We start from the raw sequence: 19495 nt of genomic DNA on the forward strand, positions 1-19495 counted from the left end.
GTCCAAGGATCCGGAAGGGATTTCTCACCACTCATATACCTACTGCCAAGCAGCCGGGAGCCTTGGCGGAGGTATGGTGTTAATGAACCTCGACAGATGGTGGCGCAATTCCCGACTGTATATCGATGGTTACCGCTGGTCTGTAATCAATATCGCTAGAATGGCAGACGAGTTCGGTGTGGACCGAAAAACGATCGAAAGGCATATACAGCGGCTGGAGAAGGCAGGCATCCTCCAATCTGCGCATTACCGGCGCGGTGGTCGACACAAGAAGGCTATTCGGGTCTTTCATGAAGATATGGAGGCTGTACCTACACCGGATGAAAAAAACATTCTGGCGAGTATCGAGGTCATGAAATGTTCCTAGCCCTGGGGTCACTTTGCACCCAGTAAAAAGACGACTTGCCCGTAGTCTGCACCCATTTTGGTGCCGGAAATTGGACAACTCGCCCCGTAATAGGGGAAAGGCTATCTCTGAAAAAATAAAGGAAACAGCAATACCCAGTCCGCCTCGAGTGAGGCGGCGGGTTTTCCGCCTGAATTTTTCAGGGAGAAAGGGGGAGGGGCAAGCCACTCCCTGACCCACCCCACTCCCCCAGCCCCCTCGCCCCTCCCGTGCGAATTCGGACAAATGCACCATGGCTCAGAGATCCACAGTGAGATGCCTTGGCCCCAAAGGGACGATGGAAGCGTCGAACACAATGAGCACGCAATCCCAAAGGCATAATTGTCATGGAAGGATTTCGGCCAGGCGCCGTGTGCCGTTAGCTCTTGTTCCTAGGAATGGTAAAGTTGGCCGCCCGACAAGAGAGGAAGGGCATAAAGACAGATATTGTTAACCCTGGGTTCTAAAATTTGAACTCAAGTTCAATTTTGGGTAAGCTTGGCTGACCCTTATCTTGCTCGACACCGATATGAACAAAGCGACTGAAAATACAGATCAGAAACAGGCGAAGCCTCCAAATAGCGGAGAGTTTTCGAAGGGCAAAAGCGGCAATCCTAAAGGCCGGCCCAAAGGTGCGCGCAACAAGGCCACGCTGGCGGCGGAAGCGTTGATGGATGGTGAGGCTAGCGCGATCACAAAGAAAGCCATCGAGTTGGCAACGGCGGGTGACATGACCGCTATACGACTTTGTCTCGACCGCATTCTCCCGCCGCGGAAGTGCCGTCCCTTTCAAGTGACAATGCCGAAGATTGAACAACCGGAAGACCTTCTGAAGGCGGTGAATACGGTCCTTTCCGCTGTAGCATCCGGCAAGATTACGACAGACGAGGCAGAAACCCTTCTGCGCACTGTCGAGGCGGCTAGGAAAGCCATAGAGACGGAAGGATTACATCAGGAACTTGATGAAATGCAGAAACGATTGGAGTTGATCGGTGCGTGAAAATCCAAGCACGCGCTTGGCAAGACTGAAGAAGCGGCTAGCAATCCCGCGAGAACACTATCTTGCTGCGGTCGAACGACAAGAACGCCGGGCATGGGCAAAAAAAACGGACCCGCGAAGATCATTTGAACTGCTTACGCGCATTAAGGAAATCAAGAACAATTACCTAATCGCTGACGGCAAAGAACCCGAGCCGTTGCCGGACCCGGAGACGGCAGAAGCACCTGACCCGGCGGTGTTTGATTCCGAGGAAGAAATCAGGCGCGACGACTACGTCATCGAGGCCTATCTCTCTGATACGCCTGACGAGCAGCGCCGACCCAACGCGCGCGGACATACGCATGAAGAGCTTCTCAGTTCATGGTGCCAGAGCCCCGATGGCAAGCGGTGGCACGAGATCTTTTGGCGCGCGTTTCGACCAAAGGTAATGGAAATCCGCAATCGCATTCTGGCCGAGTAGTCCTAGCTTAAGCGAAACCCGCAATCTACCGCTGTCTTAGAGTTCCGCTTCCACCATGTACGGCAGGGCGTGCGCTGCGGGAGCTCCAACTCTCTCTATTTGATAAACAAAGAGGCGCTACAATTTGCAGCGCCTCTTACTTAAGCTTCAAAAAAGTTCGACAATATTACTCGTCTGAACCAGGATGAAAGATCATCTCAGTACTCCAAGAAGTGTTTCGTCGTTCTAACGGAACCTAGTTACGATTGGGTTACTTGTCTAGTAACAATCACCGCAAGTGGCGGAGCTAGAAGGTTGATTTATTCTAAGTGGTTTTCTTCGACCCGCATGAAGGGTGGGGTGACCTTGCTTCCTTCGTTCGCAAGCGTCCTCATTTCTTGTAGCTGTTGGGTGAGCTCCTCACTTGGCGTATTTAAGTAAGTCCAGCAGCTAAATGCAGTTTCTCCAGGTTTAAGCAGTTGTTCTGCAATTGAAATTTGCTCTATGGCTTCGTCATGTGCGCCCAGTGCCATTTGAGCCAAGCCTAGACATTGTCTTGCATTAACAGACAGGTTTGAGTTGTGAGATTCTGCTCGCTCGATAATGTTTTGCAAGAGTTCAATGGGCGGTTCTCCGTCAATAGCCCACGTTGCCATAGCGCGATTAAACAGGTTCTCAACCACGTATTCGGATGGGTCAGAGGTGGAGAACTTATCAATATACTCAAGTGCTTGATGGAATTGCCCAGAGGCGACTAAGCACAAAACAGCGTAGTTGCGAACTTGTGTTCTCTGATCGGTCGGCATTCCGCTGAAGTTGGACAGCGCCAAAAGTCGCTGGGCACAAAGTGGTGTCGCTTCGCGCCACGACATTAGATTCGAAACAACTGACAGCAATATGGCGAATTGCTCGTCTGGACGATCTAGGGCGACCGCTACAGCTGCCAACCATTCGTCAGAAAGCTCTTTCAAAACTTGAATTGCAGGAATGAGTTCGAAGACAGTTGCCGTCTTTGACCGCAATACCGCTACCAAGTCAGCTAAAGAGTCCCTAGTGCTATCGGAGGATGATAGGGATTTTACTCCTCGGATCAGGAGCGCCCTATCAACCTCGTGGCCACAATCAATAGCAATGCTGAGCGCTTCGATCTCTTCGGACTGATCGCCAAGAGCGTCGAATGCTTGAGCTGCCAAAAATCCTACTTCCCCGTCATTAGGGTGAAGGAACAAAATATTGCGTGTTTGTTCATGCAGTCGTTCGCGTTTCTCTACATTTCCTTGTTGCCTTGCAGTATCTAGTTCGGAAGGAACTAAGCTAAGAGTGTAAAGAGCTCCTTCTCGATCTGCTAAATTTCTGCCAACGATCTTAAGTCGCAGTTCATCCAGCTCCCGCGATAGTTTGGAATTTGGTCGAGCAATCGAAAAAGGGCTCTTTGAGAGAATATCAAGACTTTGATAGTGGTGAATTGTGGTTGAGAATTCTTGGCTTTTGTTCAGTTTTTCCGAGGCATCATGAAGTAGTTCCGCCAGTATTCCTTTCTCGTCGTCCAAGTCTGGAACGTTCGTGGGAGTAATGTGCAGGTCAATTTTTGAGTGCCTACGATGGTTTTCATCGCGAATGCTTTTCACAATTGGAGTTAGGCCTGTGATATTGGAATCATTTGGCAAAAACATAATACTCACGGCATCAGGTAGATGGCGCGTGCAAATACCTCCAACATCAGTGTGTCCGGTCCTGCTATCAATGAGGACGTAGTCAAATCCATGTCCTTTGTATTGTGCCCACTGTTGCTTCATGTCTTCAAAGAAGAGATAGCCGTCTTGCTTTTCGTACAGGGTGCTCCAGTCAATGGAATTTAAGTCTTCTGTATAGCTGTCATCAGAATGGCGTCCTGCTGGCATCACCCAAATCGGGTTATTTTTGACATCACATTCAACGATGAACTCTTCACAGTTCGGAGCGATACCAGTGTTGCGATACGACGAAACGTAGTCCACCAACCCTTGCGAGTTCTGGGCATTCTGAAATATATCAAAACTAGGCAGGCTGGGGGCTTCTAGATCAAAGTCAACCGCGAGCACTTTTCTACCAGATTCAGCAAGCATCGCGGCAATGTTGACCAGAGCCAATGTTCTACCGACTCCCCCTTTGTAGGAGTAGAATGTTACGATGTACATTATGCGGCCTCGAGTTTTCTACTGTGGCTTGGTCTTAGGGAAAAGCTGCGTGCTCTCTGGCGTGTTGCTTCAGAAATCTCTGTGCGGAAGACCGAGGTCCAAGACTGAGCATTCCTGACAACCAAGTCTTCCATTAGGGCCCGAAGTTGGTTGTCAAAGGCTTGCCCCTGAATCACTATGCCAGTTTCCCAGCGTTTGATTGACGCGACGCCAATTCCTGTGTGCCTCGCAAATTGAGCTTGCGACATACCCAGTTGTTCGCGCAGTCCTGATATCTCCTTGGGTGTGAGCCTTCCCAGATAATTACAGACAGCCTCGTGCTTTATTGTTTCGGCGCCTTCTGCAAAGTATCCGTCATCACAAGAATCGCATTCGACCACTGGTACGCGTACATTCAAGGTTACCAGTCTATCCCCGACTCTATAGTCAAATTCATGATCTACCATGGAAATCGCAGCGCCATCTGCGCCGCAAATCTCACAAACCTGAGTGGGTATTGCAGGTCCATTAAGTGCATTATCCATATCAGTAGTTCCTTTTCTCACTTACGTGAAAGCTACGACCAAATACCTTGTTTTCTGCGATCTCCAGCTTGATGTAGATGCTTTCATTGTGGTTTCCCGGAACAAGCATCACATACCCCGTTTTTCCAGGCGGCTTTTCCAGCGTCATAACTTCGACATCAACGCCGTCATCTAGGCATTGAGCAATGAACTCCCAAGCTCCCGCGTTGGTAAACGCGTCAATTGTGCCCGGTACGCAAATGGTTTCCGGCGACCATCGGTTTGGCCTCTTTCTCGTCCAAGTTTCCGTCCGTGTCCGGGTCGAACGGCATAGTCTGGCGAGTTGCTTGCGTATTTCGTCAGGCACTGCCATTCCAAAATGCTCGTTCGCTGAGATGTTCTCTGGTATCATATGATACCGACCTTCTTGGATGTCAACTGCATTCTTTGCTCTGAGTTTTAACTATTCAGAAAACATCTCTAACAAGAAAAGAGAGTGCAATTACTTTATTTATGGGCGAATTGACGTTCTTTTTCGTGTGAGAAAACATTAGGTTATCGGTCGTTGCTCATTCGCCTGTATTGTGTCCAGCCCTATGCTGGAAAGCAGGTCGTCATATGATTCCATCACATCTTCTTCTGATATCTCAGGGCCTTCTCCGGATATCCTCTAGGCCGAAAGAGCTCGACACTCTGGCACCATAACCTTTGTAGGAGGCTGCGGACCATAGGTTCCAGCGTTGCTGTGGTAAGGCGAGCATCGCGACACTCAACAGCCATACAGTTGCTGCTGTCGCGCAACCCAGTTTGATTTCATAGATTGATACTGCTCAATAATACTCTCGGATGTAGCCGTAAGCACGCTCAAACATCTCTGCGTCCTGGTGGAGCTTGTACTTGAAGAGGGTCTGCCTGAGCGCCTTCTTCACCTCACGCTCGCCTGCATGGGTGGCCTGCCAACCATCAAAGCGCACGGCCCGGACGATCTCGTCGATGTCGTCCACGACTCGCTTTACCATGATCGGCGTTTCTCCGGTCTTCGCCTCCTCGAAGAGTTCGGTGAGCGCTGCCTTGCCGCGGTCCATCTCGTCTTTGAACGGGGTCTCGCGCTCCATCATCACGACGTCCTTGGCGAGCGCGAGCAGCTCTTTCAGAAAGTCGATGCTGAGCAGCAGGCCCTGCTGGTGCCGGTTCTTCAGGTCTTCCAGACGCTCGGCCAGCGCTTTGTAGTTCGGGTTCCCGGCGTGCTTTCTTAATCGGCCTGTCAGCTTGACTGAGATCTCCTTGGCTTTCTTCTCGGGGTCCGGGTTGCCAAGAACAGCCTCGAGCAGTTCTGCATCCATCACTAGCTTGTCGAGATCGTCCCGCACTGCATCGACGTGGACGTTCTCGTGGATCAACTCGATAGTCTTTGCGCCGAGCCGGTGCCATAACAATCGACCCGTGCCGGTAGACGGTTTGAGCGACTCGTAGACCTGCGCCAGCCAGCGATAGTCCTTCTCGTGGGGCGTCAACACTGGGTCCGGCGAGAGCGCCTCCCAGATGCGGCTCAGCACGCTGAAGTCCGATGCGAAGGCGTCACGGCGCTCGTCATTCGGCAAGCAGTCCTGTGCTGCAATGAGCCCCTCATAACCGATGAGAGTGCGGTCTACGCCGGCAAAGTACTCGAGGCACTTCTGGATCGCGGACGGAAGCATCGCGGCCAGTTCGGCGATGTCGGAGACGGCCTTTTGGACGCCCTTCTCATCGAACTTCAATGCCTGTGCGACGTCGTCGAAGATCCCGAGGTAGTCGACGATCAAACCGTGCGTCTTCTGCTCGCTATAAGGGCGGTTCGTCCGGCAGATCGCCTGTAGCAGCGTGTGGTCACGAAGCGGCTTGTCCAGGTACATCGTTTGCAGGATCGGCGCGTCGAAGCCGGTCAGCAGCTTCGATGTGACGATGATGATCTTAAGCGGGTCTTTTGGGTCCCGGAAGCGGTCGAGCAGCTTTTCCTCGGCATCCCGGTCGCGTTTGTAGTCTGCGTATTCAGGCTCACCGCTATTCACCGATATGACGATATCGGAGGTCTCCGGCGGCAGGTGTTTGTCGAGTTCGTTCTTGTAAAGGAGGCAGCTCTCACGGTCGAATGTAACCAACTGCGCGCCGAAACCGTTCGGCTGCACCTTCGCCTGGAATTGCTGCGCGATGTCAGCGCAGATCGCGCTGATGCGCTCCGGCGCTTTCACCAGGATCGACATCTTGGCAGCGGCGCGGCCGAGCTTGTCCTTGTCCTCGTCCGTCAGCCCCTCGGTCAGCTCGGCATAGGCTGCTTCGATCGCCTGCTGATCGATGTGCAGATCCACCAACCGCGGCTCGAAATGCAGCTCCTTGGTAGCACCGTCGCGGATCGAGTCGTTTAGCCCGTAGCGGCTCATGTAGCCGTTCTCGTCGATCTCCGAACCGAAGGCATAGAAGGTGTTGCGATTGGCGCGGTTGATGGGAGTCCCCGTCAATCCGAACAGGAATGCGTTCGGCAGCGCCTCGCGCATCTTGCGGCCGAGGTCGCCTTCCTGCGTCCGGTGCGCCTCATCGACCATGACGATGATGTTGTCACGGTCATTCAGCACGCCGTCCGCCTCGGCAAACTTGTGGATCGTGGTGATGACTACCTTGCGCACGTCCTTGGCCAGCAGGTCGGACAGCTCCTTGCGGCTGTCGGTGCGCACCAGGTTGGCCATGTCGGCGGCATAGAAGGTGCCGGCGATCTGACTGTCGAGGTCGATGCGGTCGACGACCACCAGCACTGTCGGGTTCTTCAGCGCCGGGTGCAGACGCAGCTTCTTGGAGGCGAACAGCATCAAAAGCGATTTGCCGGAGCCCTGAAAGTGCCAAATCAGACCCTTGCGCACCTGTCCGGCGACGACGCGTTCGACGATCTTGTTGACGCCTTCGACCTGCTGGTAGCGGGCGATGATCTTGATGCGTTGCTTGCCCTTCTGCGTGGCGAAGGCGGTGAAGTTGGCGAGCAGGTCCAGCACCATGGCCGGGCGCAACATGTCGGTAACGGCCTTCTCAACCTCTCCCATCGATTGCAGAACATCGTCATCGGTGCGCCAAGGACCCCAGAGATCGACGGGCATGCGGACAGAGCCGTAGCGGTATTCCTTCCCCTCGGTGGCGACCGAGAAGACGTTCGGCACGAACAGCTCTGGAACGTTCTGCTCGTAATCGTCATGGACCTGCAACGCGCCATCAAGCCAACTTTGGCTGGAGCGGACCGGCGTCTTGGCCTCAATCAGGACGAGCGGCAGGCCGTTGACCAGCAGCATCAGGTCTGGGCGTTTCTCGGTCTTGCCGGCGCGGAAGGTGAACTGCTGGGTGACGACAAAGCTGTTGTTCTCGATGTCGTCGAAGTCGATCAGCCGGATGGTGACGTGCTGGCCATCCGCGCCGAAGGGCATGGAGCGTTCGCCGAGCATCCAGGCAGCGAATTCCTCGTTCGCCTTCACCAGCCCGTCCGAGCGCGCGCTCATGACAATGGCGCGCAGGCGGTAGAGCACATCGTCCACGCGGGACGGGTTGGCGGCGATGTCGGGGTTCAGGCGGATCAGGGCGTCGTGCAGATAGGGCTCGACCAGCGCCTCCTGCGACTGGCGCGGAAGGTCGGCGGGGCCGACGAAATGCCAGCCGAGGCCTGAGATTGCGCCACCCTGCCGGGCGAGGCCAGGGGCGGCGGTGGATGAACCGGTGCTGCCCGCGAGGCGGTCACGGATGAAGGCTTCTACGGTGTTGGCTTCGTTGAATGACACGATCAGCCCTCAAGAAATGCTTGGGTTGCAATGCGATTGAAGACGCTTCGGAATTCTTCGCGCCGTTCGGAGGCTCGCCGTACCTCGGTTTCCAGCTGCAACACGGCATTTGTGATCTCGAGTTGTGTCGCTTTGTCTGGAAGCCAAATTGGAAACTCGGAGACAAGCTTTGTGTTCAATGCGTGTTGGTTTGAGCCATGGCTCCAATGTCGCAGCGGCTCATAGCAGGCGTCCAATTGATAGAACAGAAACTCCGGAAGAATTTCCGGACCGGGCGTTACGGCGGCAAAATTCTGATTGATCGTGGACTCAATTTCAAGGAAGGCAGATTTGCCTCGAGTTTTACCTTGGCCAATCATCGCTACCAATGTTGACTTGGCGGGAATTAACCGCAGCGAGCATTTTGCTAACGCCAGTTGTGTGATGAATTCGTCAGGTTCGGCTATGTAGCGTTCGTTGACTTTACCAGTCGGAAGCCACGGAACATCACCTTCCCAGAAGTCAGGATTTTTTCGGCTTGGCGTAGTGCCGTTTCGGACAGTTGCAACATCACCGACACGAGCCTTGGCTTTGGTCGTGCGGTCAGTGAGGAAATAGTTGAGGTAGATGGAAAGACGCGCCGTGTTGGTAGCTTTCTCGAGGTCAAACAGCCGCGACAGCAGTTCTTCAGCGGCGCCTAACGTTTCTACTAAACGCGCTTGTTCCTGGATTGGTGGCAGTAGGAACTCGAAATCAGCGAGGCTTTTCCAGTTCGTGCGCGGGGAAAGCGAGCCCGCAGACGTGCCGACGGCGTGATCGAAGAATGCATCAGTCTGGCAGATAAATGGCAGCAGCTCCGGCATCAGTGCATCGCTAGATGGCTCAAGCACATAGATGTCGCCCGAGCAGACGCCTGCAAAATCCGCCACGGCAACCTTGCGCTGATACGCGCGCCGTTTCCCGAACAGGACCTGTCCGGGCTTGAAAACGGATGTGAAGGTCGTCCCGTCCGCAATGTCGGCCCAACGGCGAATGCGTAGATCGCCGGTATCGATGTGTTCGAGCCCGACAACACGCTCATAACCTTCAGCTTCCGGGGCTTTCGCGCGCGTTTTTGACAACCGCACAACATCGCCGAACGCCACGCGCGCCCAGCCGGCCTTGTTGGAGATCACCTGCTCAAGCATCGGCGTCCTCCGCCGGGGCAAGCCCATCGAGCATGTCGACCAATGCATCCATGCCGGTCCAAAACTCTCGCCCCTCGGCATCGAAATTGCCCCAGGCCAAGGCCAGCGACACGGCGTCCTCTGCGGCGACCTCCGCCTTTGGCTTTTTCACATAGCGTGCGATGGACAGGTTACCCTCTGCCGCGAGCACATCGGCATTGCTGACCACAGCGGCAAAACCGGCTTCGTCCGCGAAAGCCTGATAGGTCGCGAAGATGCGGTCCTGATGCGCGTCACGCAGAAAGCTCTGCGCCCGCTCGCGTGCAATCTCGGCCACCGCGTCGATGAACAGGATGCGACCCTGCCGCTCGGCCGGTTTGCGGCTGCGGCAGATGATGACGCAGGCCTCCATCGGCGAGTTGTAGAACAGCCCTGGCCCGAGCCCGAGCACGCATTCCACCAGATCGGCCTCGATCAGCTTGCGCCGCATCTCAGCCTCTTCATTGCGGAAGAGCACGCCATGCGGGAACAAGATCGCGCAGCGCCCGGTCTCGGGGTCCATGCTTTGCAGGATGTGCTGGAAGAAGGCATAGTCCGCGCGCCCCTGCGGCGGGGTGCCGAGGAAATTGCGCCCCCAGACATCTTTCTCCCACGCGCCGCGGTTCCACTTTTTGATGGAGTACGGCGGATTGGCGAGGACCACGTCGAAGGTGCGCAGCGCGTCACCTTCCGCAAAGGCGGGGGCGGCCAGCGTGTTGCCGCTGGAAATCTGGAAGTCCGACACGCCGTGGATGACGAGGTTCATCCGGGCAATGGCGGCGGTGATGGTGATGAGCTCCTGCCCGTAAAGGCCCATGCTGCGCGTCTCGCCGCCGCGCCGCTTCACCTCGGCCAGGCAGGAGATCAGCATGCCGCCGGTGCCGCAGGTCGGGTCGTAGATGCTCTCGCCCGACTTCGGCTCGAGCATCTGCGCCATGAGGTGGACGAGCGTGCGGTTGGTGTAGAACTCCTGCGCGGTGTGGCCGCTGTCGTCGGCGAATTTTTTGATCAGGTATTCGTAGCCGTTGCCAAGCTCGTCCTCGGGGACGGCGGCGAGCGTCAGATCGTGCTTGGAGAAGTGTTCGATCAAGTTCTTGAGCGTGGCGTCAGGCATCTGGCCCTTGTCCGTCCAAGGCGCGTTGCCGAAGACACCTTGCAGCCGCTCGGGGTTGGCCGCCTCGATGGCCAGGAAGGCCGAGAGCAGCGCCCGCCCGACATCCTTCGGCGCACTGCGCACGTCGTTCCAGTGCGCGCCCTCGGGGATGACGAAGCGGTCGTTCGCCGTGTCGGTCGCGTAGCCCTCGTCGCCGGTGTCGTCGAGCGCCTCCTGGTAATCCTCGTCCCAGACGTCGGAGAGGCGTTTGAAGAACATCAGCGGGAAGATGTACTGCTTGTAGTCGCTGGCATCGACGAGGCCGCGGAGTAGCGTCGCCGCGCCCCAAAGGTAGCTTTCGAGCTCGCGCTGGGAGAGGTGGTCGGTCATGGGGTCAGCACCAAGTCCTTTCTGCGAACAGGCAATCGCGTATACAGATCGACACCGTTTTGGGCTGAGAAGTTGACTACGGCACTCGACGCATCCAGCAAACAGTCTCGCCGCGTCTGTGCGTAATGTACGCCAGTGGTCGCGCTTATGCCGTGTATCAATTTGTGGCGCAGCGGGAACGCTTGATCTCTTAGAAAAGCCCAATCTGGAACCAGATCTGGCAAAGATTTCCCAAACCTTGGTTTCACTTGCCGATTCCAGGCTTTCTTATATGCAGTTAGTCCGGAACAGTATCTCAGCTCCTGCTGTCGTATTGTTGTGTTTTTATGGTAACCCAACGCAATGATCGCTCTGCGGAGGGTCCATTCGAAATCCATTGTTGCCAGAAGCACCCCGATGAAGACGTCATTACTATCGAATGAGCGAATTCTCTTTTGTCGTTCCACAAATGTGTCCGAAGTCAAGAACATCAGATCCAGCCTCCCTCAGTCAGCACCTTGCGCAAGTGTTCCTCGGACGTTTGCGCGTCGGCAAGGGCGGTCTTAAAGGCCTCGACGGCCTCGGGCAGTGGGGGGACGTCCTCGCCGATGGGCGGCAGCACGTAGCGGGAGATGTTGAGCGTCCAGCCTTCCTTCTTGATCTCGTCGATGGTGGCGACCTTGGCGCGATCCTCGACATCTTCGAAGGCGCGATACCACGCGACGATCTGGTCACTATGCTCCTGGTCGAGGAAATTCTGCGCGCGGCCTTTACGGAACAGGCCCGACGCGTCGATGATCAAGACCTTGTTCTTGCGCTCGGTCGGCTTTTTGCGCCGGAGTACGACCACGCAGCCGGCTAGTTGGGTGCCATAGAACAGGTTCGGGGCCAGACCGATGACGGCCTCGATCATGTCGTTTTCGAGCAGGGCCTGACGGATGGTCCCCTCGGCCGACTTCCGGAACAGCGCGCCCTGCGGCAGGACAACGGCCATCCGGCTGTTCCCGGCTGGCGCCATGGATGCGATCATGTGCTGGACGAAAGCATAGTCGCCGTAGCTTTCTGGCGGAATGCCGTATTGGGCCCGGCCCCACGGATCAGCCTCCCAAAGCTCGCGCCCCCATTCCTTCAGCGAGAACGGGGGGTTCGCGATAACGCAATCGAAGGTGGCGATGCCGCTCGTGCTCGGGTCGGTGAAGGCGGGACTGCGGAGCGTGTCCTCGCGGGCGATCTGGAAATCCTCGATCCCGTGCAGGACTAGGTTCATGCGCGCGATAGCGGAGGTGGTGAGGTTCTTCTCTTGGCCGTAAATCTTACCGTAGAAGGTTCGCGGGTCGCCGCCATTGCGCATGACGTGCTCGATCGCGCCCAGCAGCATGCCACCTGTTCCGCAGGCGGGGTCGTAGATGCTCTCACATTCCTGGGGTTCTAGAATCTCTACCATCATCCGCACGACGCTGCGCGGAGTGTAGAATTCGCCGGCCTTGTTGCGACGGGTCACGTCGGCGAACTTGCCGATCAGGTATTCATAAGCATCGCCGAGGACATCCGTACTCACTTCCTTGTTGCCGAGCCCAACATCGGAAAAGCCCTCAATCAGGTCTTTTAGCAGCTCGTCCGAGAACTTTTCCTTGTTGCCCCAGTCGGCGGTGCCGAAAACGCGGAATAGCGTGTCGGGGTTGGCCCGCTCGATCTCCTGCATCGCGCGATGAAGCGCGGCCCCGACATTCGTCGCCGTTTCACGAACATCGTTCCAATGACACCCTTCGGGAACGACAAAGCGGTGTATTTCGGGGAACAGCGAAGGATCGGCCTCGCCGTAAATCTCCTGTGCTTCGGCTGTCTCCTCATCCCAAACGTCAGAAATACGTTTGAAGAAAAGGAGCGGAAGAATGTAGCCTTTCCAATCTGTTCTATCGACGGCCGAGCCTCTAAGGGTATTAGCTGCATCCCATAGAGAGGATTTGAAATCTGGTGCCTTATTCATCATTTCGGCAACGTATGACGATATTCGGAGATTCTACAATGCCAAGACATCTGCAGGCAGAACAGAGCAGGCCGCTGTAGCTGACCGTAAGTTAAGCAGTGATCAATAAATGCGGGCCAGCTTCTAGGTCGTTGGCTTGATCAACACTTCAAAAAGAGCAGGCAATGACAAACGCCAAAACAATTCGCCTTCTTGACATCGATCTCGATGCCTTTCAGAGCGACACAGAGCATTTTAAGTCGGGTGGGGCTTGAAGTTTTAACGCTGCTGCGGCCGCAATTAGACAACAGTTGCGCCGCGCATCTCTGAGTTTAATTTGCTTCTCGTCTTATCCGTCTTGTCTCCTGTCATTTAGGAGTTGAAGGTCCGACAAAACCGCCCGGTACAACCAGTTTTTTAATGAAAATCTAGAACCGGGCCCCATAGCGGCCCCATCGTTACTTCAACTCGGACCGAAACATTGTGGTAACTGCTTGAAATGAAATGGAGGCGAGTACCGGAATCGAACCGGTGTACACGGATTTGCAATCCGCTGCGTCACCACTCCGCCAACTCGCCTTTTCAAGTAAAATCAATTACTTAACGTGGTGTGATAGGCGTTCTAACAGCTTTCGCAAAGAACGTCCAGAGGGTAGGTTGCAAAACCATCATGGCCAAGTGGTTCTGCCAAGTGTTTCCGCCGGTGAAATCGACTGCACAGTTTTGCCGCGGCATGATTCAGTTCATGGCCCGTTGCCGCAGGGAATTGGATGTGGCACAAGCTCGTCAGACTTGGGAATATGGAAGAGCGATCATATGACAGATTTCGCAGCTCGGCGCCTTACGATGGTTGATACGCAAATTCGTCCCTCGGACGTGACAAAATTCCCCATAATCGATGCGATGCTATCCGTTGAGCGAGAGAAATTTGTGCCGGATACACAGCGCGAAGCAGCTTATGCCGGAGACCTGATGGAATTAGGCGAGGGCCGCTGCCTGCTGGAACCGCGGACCCTGGCAAAAATGCTGGATGTGCTGAACATCTCCGGCGATGAAATGGTGTTGGATATCGCTCCGGCCTTTGGGTATTCGACCGCTGTTGCAGCCCGTATGGCGCAGCTGGTGGTTGGGGTTGAAGACGACGATTCCCTGGCGTCAGAGGCGCAGACTGTCCTGATGGAATCGGACGTAGACAACGCCATCATTCACACCGGTCCGCTGGATCAGGGCGCCGCCGAGCATGGACCTTATGATGTGATAATGATTCAGGGCGGGGTCGAGCGTCTGCCCGACACCTTGCTGGATCAGTTGAAAGAACACGGAAGGATCGCATGCCTGTTTATGGAGGGCGAGTTGGGAACCGTTCGAGTTGGTCGCAAATCAGGCGGGCGCGTCACCTGGCGCTATTCATTTAACGCCAGCGCTCCGGTCTTGCCTGCATTTTGCGCCGAGTGTGCATTTTCGCTATAGTACCGTATTAGATTTTTTTGGCGCCTTGATTACTTGAAAGTAAGGGCGCAAAGTGCCTGTGAGGCAGTAAAAAAATAAATTTGAGAGGGTTTGAGATGCGTGGGACAGCACGAGGTAAGCTGGCCAAAGCCTTTGTGATGGCAGCCGGATTGGCGATTAGCGTTTTGCCCGGGAGGCCTGTTTGGGCCGATAATCTGACCGATGCTTTCATTGGAGCGTACAACACAAGCGGCTTGCTTGAACAGAACCGCGCGCTTTTGCGAGCTGCTGACGAAGATGTGGCAATTGCGCTTTCTGCATTGCGCCCGATCATAAACTGGACCGTTCAGGTCAGCGATAATTACAACAAGAGGAGAGTTGGCACCGTTGTTTCAACAACCAGGCCAACGAACTTCTTTTCCGGCCTTACGCTCAGCCAACTGATTTATGACGGTGGTTTTTCGGTCCTTGGCAAGCAATCGGCGCAGGAAACTGTGCTGTCCACCCGCCAAACCCTGCTTGATATCGAACAACAGGTTCTGATCCGTGCGGCAAATGCCTACTTGGGTGTGCTGCTGCAGGAAGAAACCGTGGCAATCCGGCTGAACAACGTGGATGTATCCGCGGAGGAACTCCGGGCTTCTCAGGATCGGTTTGAAGTTGGCGAAGTCACACGTACAGACGTGGCGTTGTCCGAAGCCCAGCTGGCCAGCTCGCAAGCGGATTTGGCTGTGGCACGCGGTAATCTGAGTATCGCACAGGCAGAATATGTAAATGCGGTCGGCAAAACACCGGGGCGGACCGCAGGTCAGCCCAGCTTACCCAACCTTCCGCGATCCGAGGGCGAAGCCGTCAGCTTAGCGCAGCGCAATCACCCCGCCATTCTTTCGGCGCAACATCAGGTGCGAGCGCTGGATTTGGTCGTTCAGCAACAGCGTGCGAATCTGGGCCCCAATGTCAGTCTGAATGCTGATGCCGGGATCACCGAAAGCTACGACAATGATGACTACATTAACGACGCGCGGATCTCGTTGAACTTCAACCAGCCGATTTATTCGGGCGGTGGCCTGGCCGCCGCAGTGCGTCGAGCAATGGCAACACGCGATGCATCCCGCGCAAATCTTTTGAATGTTCAGAAGAATATAACTCAAGGGGTGGCCGATCGTTATGCCGCTTACCAAGCCGCCACCGCCAGCCTGAGGGCTTCGACGGAACGGGTTCGGGCGTCGCAGGTCGCCTTTGACGGTATTCGGGAAGAAGCGACTTTGGGTGCACGAACCACGCTGGATGTTCTGAATGCTCAGCAGGATTTGCTGGATGCACAGTTGGCCGAAGTGGCATCGCGGACCGAGCGGTCTCGGGCGGCCTATGAACTGTTGCAGGCGCAAGGATTGTTGACAGCGGAACGTCTGGGGCTTGCGGTGCAAATCTATGACCCGACACTGTATTACAACCTTGTTAAAAAGGCTCCGTCCCAGGTCAGCAAGCAGAGCCGCGATCTGGATCGGGTGCTCAAGGCCTTGCGTCGCGACTAAGTAGCATTACTACCGGTTGTTAGCTTTGACAGGATTGGCTACACTTGTGCCAAGGCTGAGAGCGGTAGAAAAAAATGTCAGATAGTCTCGTCAATACAGATGCTGAGGACGTTCTGTCTTCGATCAAACGTTTGGTCAACGAAGATGGGCGTGAAGAATCGGAGTTTATTTTTATTCCGACGCCACCGGCGCCAAAACCCGGCAGACTGGTTCTGACCGATGCCTTGCGTGTCGGTGACGAGCCATTGCTCGGGGATAAACCCTCACCGTTAAAGCTGAGACGCGAGGATAGTGCTGATTCCGCGCGGCAGCTCGGTGCGGCAAACGCACCAGAAAGCCCTATAGAGCCCATGCGTCTTGAGCCCTGCGACGCTATTCAGGCCGAGAGCACTGTATCGCCCAGCAAGGCCGCGAAAAACGTACAACCCGTCCCACAGGATGAAGAAGTTGAACCGGAGGTCGGTAGTGCCAAACGAGACTTGGCGGGCAGTCTCAGCGCAAAGATCGAAGCGCTGGAAGCGGCTATAGCCCGAACCGAAGATCAGTGGGAACCCGACGGCGAAAGCAATGATGCTTATTCAGGCACCCGGACACGGTCCGTGAACTGGTCCGTTCATGGAGGCTTTGACAAGCCGGAATCAGAGTCACAAGAAAGCGCTGATTCCACAGGTGCGGCGACACCTGCGACGTTCATTCGTCATTCAGAAAACGCTATGCCTCAGCCTTCCGAAGGGGAGGGTGCGCAGCCTTCCGCCGAATTCCCGGACGAAGACGCGCTGCGCGAATTCATAGCGCAAGTCGTGCGGGAAGAGTTGCAAGGCGCTTTGGGTGAACGGATCACCCGGAACCTGCGCAAGATGGTTCGGCGCGAAATCTACCGGGCAATGGTGGCTCAAAAGCTGGAATGAACCTCACGCCCGATTGGGCGTTTGGGCCAGCGATAGCAAAAGATCCAGATCCAAGTTCTGCTCCAGATGATCAGCCAGTGAGTCCAAAACCTGATCGATGCCGTCTTCGTAGGCGATTTCCGACGTGACGCCCAGAATTGACAGATAGCTGGCGCGAAACGCGTCCGACGTGAAAATCCCGTGCAGATAACTACCTCGTATGCGCCCATTTGCGCTAGCCGCGCCTTCAGGGCGGCCTTCGACCTGCAACCATGCACGAGCGCAATCGGTACCCTCGGTGCGTCCCATATGGATTTCATAGCCGCTGACGGGCTCGCCTCCGGGCAGGGCCGTGGCCGCGCGAAGAGTAACCTGTTTTTCACCTGCCATGACCGTTTCAACGTCTAGCAGGCCGAGACCTTCGACCAATCCCGGGTTCCCGTCGACGCCGTCTGGGTCCGAGATTGTCTTGCCCAGCATCTGATAACCGCCGCACAGCCCCAGCACGTGGCCCCCTCGACGTACATGAGCGTACAAATCCACATCCCAACCTTGTGCACGAAAATAGGCAAGATCACCGATTGTCGATTTGCTGCCTGGCAAGAGAACCAGATCGGCGTCACCGGGCAGGGCGCGCCCGGCCGGAACGATTTCGACCGCAACGCCGGGCTCGGCTGACAGTGGGTCGAGATCATCGAAATTGGCCATCCGTTCGAGCTGTGGAACGACAACCTTGCAAGTTCCTCCGCTATGAGAACGGATATCCATCATGTCCTCTGCGGGCAGCCTCCAAGCATCCTGAAACCAGGGCACCACACCAATACAAGGCCAGCCCGTCCGCGTTGCGATATCGTCGCGCCCCTCATCGAACAACGACACATCGCCCTTGAACCGATTGACTGCAAAGCCCCGTATCATCTCGAGGTCATTTACATCCAGCACGGCTTGCGTGCCGACAATCTGGGCGATCACGCCGCCCCGGTGAATGTCACCAACCAGCACAACGGGTACGCCGGCAGCGCAAGCAAAACCCATATTGGCGATGTCGCCTTTTCGCAGGTTGGTCTCAGCCGGGCTGCCGGCACCCTCGATCAACACCAGATCGGCATCAGCGCAGAGCCTGTCAAAGCTCTCGAGTGCCGCACCCAGCAGCTTGGATTTGTCCTTGCGATAGTCGCCAGCCTTCATCGTGCCTGCGCGCTGCCCTTGCACGATGATCTGCGCGCCGGTGTCAGTTTCCGGCTTTAGTAGTATCGGGTTCATGTCCGTATGAGACGGGCGATTTGCCGCGCGTGCCTGCAAGGCTTGGGCACGCCCGATTTCACCTCCGTTTTTCGTGACGGCGGCATTATTCGACATGTTTTGCGGTTTGAACGGTGCAACGCGTAAGCCACGTCGCGTGTAGGCGCGTGCAAGCCCGGCCACCAAAACCGATTTTCCGACATTGCTGCCGGTGCCCTGAATCATGATGGACCGAACCATGGCCTGTCTCCTATGTTGACGCGCAGATGACCCGATTTGCGCGTAAAGGAAAAGCCCCTGATGAATACGCCCGCGCATCTTTTGATCGGTGCCGCCGTCTTTGCCCGCCCGGCCAGAGGTCGTGTATTGGCTGCGGCTTTGTTCGGGGCGTTGCTGCCTGATCTGTCCCTTTATTTGATAGCGAGTGTAACCATTTTCATCCAGGGAACCCCAGACAAGGTGGTTTTTGACGAACTCTATTCACCGGCCTGGCAGACAGTTTTTGCAGTCGACAACTCTTTTTTTCTGTGGGGGCTTGCGCTTGGATTTGGGTGGTTATGCGCATGTCGCACCTTGATCGCAGGCGCGGGGGCAGGGCTGCTGCATCTGGCGATGGGCTTTCCGTTGCATGCAAGTGATGGTCGGCCGCAAGTCTGGCCGTTCAGTGACTGGGTTTTTCACAGCCCGGTCAGCTACTGGGACAGTGCTCACTATGCGCCTTGGGTTGCCTTGTTGGGCGTCTTGGCTTGCGTGGCATAATTCATAATCTTATGGCGGCGCGGTATCGCAGATTGGGCCAAGGTATTCTTTGCCGCCCTGCTCGCGGCCGAGTTCTGGGTGGCGCGGCAGTGGGTGTTGTTCTTCTGAAACTTGACCGGCCAAAAGAAAAACGCGCTCCGATCCCAGGAGCGCGTTTTTTCCAAAGAACGTCGCCTTGAATCAGGCGGCTTCCGCTTGCTGAGCGGCATTGCGACGCTCACTTTCCTCACGCGACAGAGCCACCGAGGTACGCACGCCGCGACCAACGAACTCCATCAAACCGCCAACGACCCGCTCATTCGGGTCGATACCTGCGCATGACAGTACTTCGCGACCATCACGCGACCGTGCCCAACGGGCGATCTGTTCCGGGCCATTGCCGTACTTCTTGTCGTCGGCGATGGCATCATCCAGCGCAGCCAACACAACGGCCGCAAAAAGTTTCCGAGCACGATTGCCTTGCTCATTGTTAAAGGCAGTGCCGTCAACGAAATCTCTCATCTCGTCTTCCTTGTTTTTCTTGCTCTTGCAATTTTCGGCGTGACGGTCCTTATGACCTATTAGTTATGATTCGGATACACCTAAAATGCATAGTTGCGTTGCGTCATTTGCATAGCTTGCTGCAAGTGCAGCACTAGGTGTCGTTGTCTTGTCAGGTGTGGTCCCGCCAGATATAGGGGCGACAACTGACGCATCAACCGTTTGTGAAGGATTTA

At 55.6% G+C, this 19495-nt stretch carries 16 protein-coding genes and 1 tRNA gene; 7 read left to right on the forward strand and 10 right to left on the reverse strand.

Annotated elements, in window-relative coordinates:
* The first annotated feature begins 82 nt into the window (after positions 1 to 82).
* The 3 genes from AC2TDA_RS21445 to AC2TDA_RS21455 all read left to right on the forward strand — a co-directional run bounded on the left by AC2TDA_RS21445 (position 83) and on the right by AC2TDA_RS21455 (position 1845).
* The gene (locus AC2TDA_RS21445) at positions 83 to 367 is read left to right on the forward strand and encodes an HTH domain-containing protein (RefSeq protein WP_480745371.1); all 285 of its coding nucleotides are present in this window, start codon (positions 83 to 85) and stop codon (positions 365 to 367) included.
* Between the two features lie 532 nt (positions 368 to 899).
* Positions 900 to 1385: a DUF5681 domain-containing protein gene (locus AC2TDA_RS21450; RefSeq protein ID WP_480880920.1), complete on the forward strand. Its 486-nt coding sequence runs from the start codon at positions 900 to 902 to the stop codon at positions 1383 to 1385.
* Positions 1378 to 1845 (forward strand): hypothetical protein, encoded by a 468-nt coding sequence (locus AC2TDA_RS21455; protein WP_480880918.1) that lies wholly within the window; start codon positions 1378 to 1380, stop codon positions 1843 to 1845. The genes AC2TDA_RS21450 and AC2TDA_RS21455 overlap by 8 nt, the downstream gene beginning before the upstream one ends.
* A gap of 299 nt (positions 1846 to 2144) precedes the next feature.
* On the opposite strand, the gene AC2TDA_RS21460 is transcribed toward AC2TDA_RS21455, so the two are convergent.
* The 8 genes from AC2TDA_RS21460 to AC2TDA_RS21495 all read right to left on the reverse strand — a co-directional run bounded on the left by AC2TDA_RS21460 (position 2145) and on the right by AC2TDA_RS21495 (position 13486).
* Entirely contained in the window at positions 2145 to 4001 is a 1857-nt protein-coding gene (locus AC2TDA_RS21460; RefSeq protein ID WP_480880916.1) for a KGGVGR-motif variant AAA ATPase, read from the reverse strand.
* A complete protein-coding gene (locus tag AC2TDA_RS21465; RefSeq protein ID WP_480880913.1) occupies positions 4001 to 4525 on the reverse strand; it encodes a type II TA system antitoxin MqsA family protein in 525 nt (174 codons plus the stop codon). The genes AC2TDA_RS21460 and AC2TDA_RS21465 overlap by 1 nt, the downstream gene beginning before the upstream one ends.
* 1 nt (position 4526) lies before the next feature.
* Positions 4527 to 4877, reverse strand: a complete 351-nt coding sequence (locus tag AC2TDA_RS21470) for a hypothetical protein (RefSeq protein WP_480880911.1) — start codon at positions 4875 to 4877, stop codon at positions 4527 to 4529.
* A 457-nt stretch (positions 4878 to 5334) separates the two neighbouring features.
* Entirely contained in the window at positions 5335 to 8295 is a 2961-nt protein-coding gene (locus tag AC2TDA_RS21475) for a type I restriction endonuclease subunit R (RefSeq protein ID WP_480880910.1), read from the reverse strand.
* Positions 8296 to 8297: 2 nt separating this feature from the next.
* The gene (locus AC2TDA_RS21480; RefSeq protein WP_480880909.1) at positions 8298 to 9461 is read right to left on the reverse strand and encodes a restriction endonuclease subunit S; all 1164 of its coding nucleotides are present in this window, start codon (positions 9459 to 9461) and stop codon (positions 8298 to 8300) included.
* The gene (locus AC2TDA_RS21485; protein ID WP_480880907.1) at positions 9454 to 10962 is read right to left on the reverse strand and encodes a type I restriction-modification system subunit M; all 1509 of its coding nucleotides are present in this window, start codon (positions 10960 to 10962) and stop codon (positions 9454 to 9456) included. The genes AC2TDA_RS21480 and AC2TDA_RS21485 overlap by 8 nt, the downstream gene beginning before the upstream one ends.
* Before the next feature lie 469 nt (positions 10963 to 11431).
* A complete protein-coding gene (locus tag AC2TDA_RS21490) occupies positions 11432 to 12931 on the reverse strand; it encodes a type I restriction-modification system subunit M (protein WP_480880905.1) in 1500 nt (499 codons plus the stop codon).
* Positions 12932 to 13412: 481 nt separating this feature from the next.
* Positions 13413 to 13486: transfer RNA gene (locus AC2TDA_RS21495), tRNA-Cys, on the reverse strand.
* Positions 13487 to 13723: 237 nt separating this feature from the next.
* Here AC2TDA_RS21495 and AC2TDA_RS21500 point away from each other — a divergent pair.
* The 3 genes from AC2TDA_RS21500 to AC2TDA_RS21510 all read left to right on the forward strand — a co-directional run bounded on the left by AC2TDA_RS21500 (position 13724) and on the right by AC2TDA_RS21510 (position 16799).
* Positions 13724 to 14377, forward strand: coding sequence for a protein-L-isoaspartate O-methyltransferase family protein (locus AC2TDA_RS21500; protein ID WP_480846272.1), 654 nt, complete (start codon positions 13724 to 13726; stop codon positions 14375 to 14377).
* Between the two features lie 95 nt (positions 14378 to 14472).
* On the forward strand, positions 14473 to 15891 hold the full coding sequence (locus AC2TDA_RS21505) for a TolC family outer membrane protein (RefSeq protein ID WP_480880904.1): 1419 nt from the start codon (positions 14473 to 14475) through the stop codon (positions 15889 to 15891).
* A 74-nt stretch (positions 15892 to 15965) separates the two neighbouring features.
* Complete coding sequence (locus AC2TDA_RS21510) at positions 15966 to 16799, forward strand: hypothetical protein (RefSeq protein ID WP_480880903.1); 834 nt, start codon at positions 15966 to 15968, stop codon at positions 16797 to 16799.
* Positions 16800 to 16802: 3 nt separating this feature from the next.
* On the opposite strand, the gene AC2TDA_RS21515 is transcribed toward AC2TDA_RS21510, so the two are convergent.
* Positions 16803 to 18260: a cobyric acid synthase gene (locus tag AC2TDA_RS21515; RefSeq protein WP_480880901.1), complete on the reverse strand. Its 1458-nt coding sequence runs from the start codon at positions 18258 to 18260 to the stop codon at positions 16803 to 16805.
* A gap of 60 nt (positions 18261 to 18320) precedes the next feature.
* Here AC2TDA_RS21515 and AC2TDA_RS21520 point away from each other — a divergent pair, with 60 nt between their 5' ends.
* Positions 18321 to 18779, forward strand: a complete 459-nt coding sequence (locus AC2TDA_RS21520; protein ID WP_480880900.1) for a cobalamin biosynthesis protein CobQ — start codon at positions 18321 to 18323, stop codon at positions 18777 to 18779.
* Between the two features lie 180 nt (positions 18780 to 18959).
* Here the strand turns inward: AC2TDA_RS21520 and AC2TDA_RS21525 are convergent, their stop codons facing one another.
* Positions 18960 to 19280 carry a DUF6280 family protein gene (locus tag AC2TDA_RS21525; RefSeq protein WP_008757056.1) on the reverse strand — a complete coding sequence of 107 codons (321 nt, stop codon included), beginning with the start codon at positions 19278 to 19280 and terminating at the stop codon, positions 18960 to 18962.
* Between the last annotated feature and the right edge of the window lie 215 nt (positions 19281 to 19495).

The sequence above is a fragment of the Ruegeria sp. HKCCD6426 genome, from assembly GCF_057221115.1.